The sequence below is a fragment of the Micromonospora sp. M51 genome (assembly GCF_018070305.1).
Taxonomy (GTDB): Bacteria; Actinomycetota; Actinomycetes; order Mycobacteriales; family Micromonosporaceae; genus Micromonospora; species Micromonospora parva.
Map to the genome: position 1 here is coordinate 1 of NZ_JAGPXZ010000702.1, position 3,160 is coordinate 3,160.

3 protein-coding genes and 1 pseudogene are annotated in these 3,160 nt (G+C 73.1%); 2 read left to right on the forward strand and 2 right to left on the reverse strand.

Going from position 1 to position 3,160, the window contains the following annotated elements:
- Both KBX53_RS27360 and KBX53_RS27365 read right to left on the reverse strand, forming a co-directional pair.
- On the reverse strand, positions 1–568 hold a 568-nt coding region (locus KBX53_RS27360), incomplete at its 3' end, for a low temperature requirement protein A (RefSeq protein ID WP_309140867.1).
- A gap of 88 nt (positions 569–656) precedes the next feature.
- On the reverse strand, positions 657–2,111 hold the full coding sequence (locus KBX53_RS27365) for a PLP-dependent aminotransferase family protein (protein WP_030334455.1): 1,455 nt from the start codon (positions 2,109–2,111) through the stop codon (positions 657–659).
- A gap of 59 nt (positions 2,112–2,170) precedes the next feature.
- On the opposite strand from KBX53_RS27365, the gene KBX53_RS27370 reads away from it, so the two are divergent.
- Together KBX53_RS27370 and KBX53_RS27375 are read left to right on the forward strand one after the other, a co-directional pair.
- Entirely contained in the window at positions 2,171–2,872 is a 702-nt protein-coding gene (locus KBX53_RS27370; RefSeq protein ID WP_030334456.1) for a YitT family protein, read from the forward strand.
- A 101-nt stretch (positions 2,873–2,973) separates the two neighbouring features.
- A pseudogene (locus KBX53_RS27375) lies at positions 2,974–3,160 on the forward strand (hypothetical protein); the annotation flags it as partial.

A 3,160-nucleotide genomic window follows, 5' to 3' on the forward strand; every position in this document is an offset into this window, starting at 1 on the left:
CGACGGCCAGGGCGGCGAGCCACAGCGCCAGCCGGAACACCCCCTCGGCGGTGCCGTCGAAGAGCCGCTGCGGCACCAGGGCGGCCACGACGATGAGCGACGTGGCGAGCACCACCGGCAGGGCGAGCATCCGCCAGCGTCGACGCACGCCCCGGTCCCGACGGCCCAGCCACAGGAAGATGGACGTCTCGCCGACCCGGACCAGGAAATAGCCGGCCGCGAAGACCAGCGGGCCGGGCAGCCCACCGGGGCGGTCGGTGAACGCCTTCGGCAGGCTCAGCGCCAGCACGAAGGCGGCGGCCATGGTGGCGAAGCCGACCAGCGGGACGATGCCCTGGTCGGTACGGACCAGGTTGCCCAACACGGCGAATCCCGTCCAGCACCACCAGAGCAGCGCCAGCACCACCAGGCACCGGATCAGCCCGGCAACCGTCGGATTGCCGGCGGTGACGGTGGTGACGTTCAGAAAGGCGAAGACGAAGATCAGGTCGTAGAAGAGTTCGAGGCGGGTCGCCCGGGAGCCAGGCGCGCTCCGCTGGACCCCACGCACTCCCGCGCCCTCGACCACCAGGAGAGTGTGGCAGCCGGACCAGGTCGGATGACATATTCCCGGCATAACGGTGCCGGCGGATGCCCCTGGTGTGTTCGGTGCCGGCTCAGGCGATGACGGCCGGCTCGCGCCACCGCTGACGGGCGGCACGGTCCAGGTCGTAGCGGATCGCCGCGATCCGCCCGACGGCCTCCACGAGGTCCGCTGCGGGCAGGGTGAACGGCAGCCGCAGGAAGCGCTCCAGGGTGCCGTCCAGGCCGAACCGGGGGCCGGGCGCGAGTCGTACGCCGACCTCCTCCGCGGCCCGGGCCAGCGCGCTGGAGACCGGGCCGTCCAACTCGGCCCACAGCGTCACGCCACCGCGTGGCACGGTGACCCGCCACTCGGGCAGTTGGTGCGCCAGCGCGCCGAGCAGGGCATCACGCTGCACGGCCAACTGGACGCGGCGGTCGGCGACGATGGCCTCGGCGTCGGCGAGCAGGTGCACCGCGACCAGTTGGTCCAGCACCGGGCTGGCCATGTCGACTCCGACCCGCACGGCGGCCAGTCGCTGCACCTGCGGCGCGGACGCCCGCACCCAGCCGATCCGCAGGCCACCCCAGTAGGGCTTGCTCATCCCCCCGATGCTGATCACCCGACTGTGCCGGTCGTAGGTGGCGACCGGGGGTGGCGGCTCGGTGCCGTCCATCGACAGGTCCACGAACGACTCGTCGATGACCAGGTCGGTGCCGACCGCGTGCGCGGCGGCGACCACGCGCTCGCGCAGCGCGGCGGGCATCAGGTGCCCGGTCGGGTTCTGGAACTCCGGAATCAGGTACGCCAGCTTCGGCCGGGTCTGCCGCAGACTGCCCAGCAGCAGGTCGGGCTCCCAGCCGGCGTCGGCGGCCAGACCGTGGGTGGTGATCCGGGCCCGCCGGCCGGCCAGCGCGGCGAGGGCGTTGGGGTAGGTCGGGGACTCGACCAGCACGGTGCCGCCCGGGGCGAGGGCGAGCCGCAGCACCAGGTCCAGTGCGTGCTGGGTGCCGCTGGTGACCATGATCTGGTCGGCCGAGGTGGGCAGACCCCGGGCGCTGTACGCGTCGGCCACGGCCTCACGCAGCTCGATGATGCCGGTCGGGTGGTAGCCGGCCCCGCTCAGGTAGCGGGGCAGGTCCTCGGCGGCGGCCCGGGCGGCCGACAGCAGCTGCGGCGGGGCGGCCAGCGCCGCGACGCCGAGGTCGAGCATCTCCCGGTCGTCCAGCGGGGTCCACAGCCCGGTGCTGGCCACCCGGTGGTTGCCGGGCAGCATCGTCCAGCTGCCGGCGCCTCGGCGGCTGGCCAGGTGCCCGCTCTCGCGTAGCTGCCGGTAGGCAGCGGTGACGGTGGTCCGGCTGATCCGCAGCGCCTCGGCCAGTTCCCGTTCGGCCGGGAGGCGGACGCCCAGCGGCAGACGGCCGTCGGCGAGCAGCCCGCGCACGGAGCCGGCCAGCGCGGCGTAGTCGGGGCTGCGTCGCCGACCCGGGAGCGCATGCCACTGCCCGAGCAGACGGGCCAATTGGACACCGCGTACCTGCCCGGTCATGGCCACTCCTCGGATATTGGCTTCTTCCTCAATGAGGATTGGCACCTAGGGTGGCATGCATGGCACTGCTTGGCAATCTGCGGCACCGGCCGGTTCGACGGCTGGTCCAGCTCTACCTCGGGCTCACGCTCTACGGCGTCAGCATGGCCCTGATGATCCGCTCCGACCTGGGCCTCGACCCGTGGGACGTGTTCCACCAGGGGCTCTCCGAGCTGACCCGGCTCTCCTTCGGGACGGTCACCATCGGCGTCGGCGCGCTTGTCCTGCTGCTCTGGATCCCGCTGCGGCAGCGGCCCGGCCTCGGCACGGTCAGCAACGTCGTGGTGATCGGCCTGGTGGTGGACGCCACGGTGGCCCTGCTGCCGGAGGGTGGCCCGCGCAGTGTCCGGATCGCGATGCTGGTCAGCGGGATCGTCGCCAACGGCGCCGCCACCGCTCTGTACCTCGGCGCCCAGTTGGGCCCCGGCCCGCGCGACGGCCTGATGACCGGGTACGTGGCCCGCCGGCCCGGCCGGTCGGTCCGGCTGGTGCGCACCGTCATCGAGGTCACCGTGCTGGCGCTGGGCTGGCTGCTCGGCGGCACGGTCGGGGTGGGCACCGTCGCGTACGCGTTGGCCATCGGTCCGTTGGCCCAGTTCTTCATCCCGCTGTTCGCCGTGCCGGAAGCTCCGGCACCCGAGAGCGCCGTGCCGGAGGGCGGCACACCCGACAGCCCCGCACCGCCACCGGGCAGTCCCGCGCCGGTCACCCCCGCCGGCTGAAACCTCACCGACCGTCCGCGAACCGGTACGTGGTGGTGGTGCTGCACACCGGTTGGCGGGTGGGTGTTCCCTTCCGCGACGCGCGCCGTCATCATCTCTGCATGGGGGAGAACGGTTGGCGCTGGACGGACGCCTGGATCTTCGTGTCGCTCGTCATCGCGAGCGGCGCCGGACGGCACCGTCGGTCGGCGACAAGCCGACGACCGGAGGGCGTTCGCCTGGCCGACGTGCTCTCCACCGCCGACCACCTCAACCACGCGATCCCGCAGCGGCACGAGGTGGAGGCCG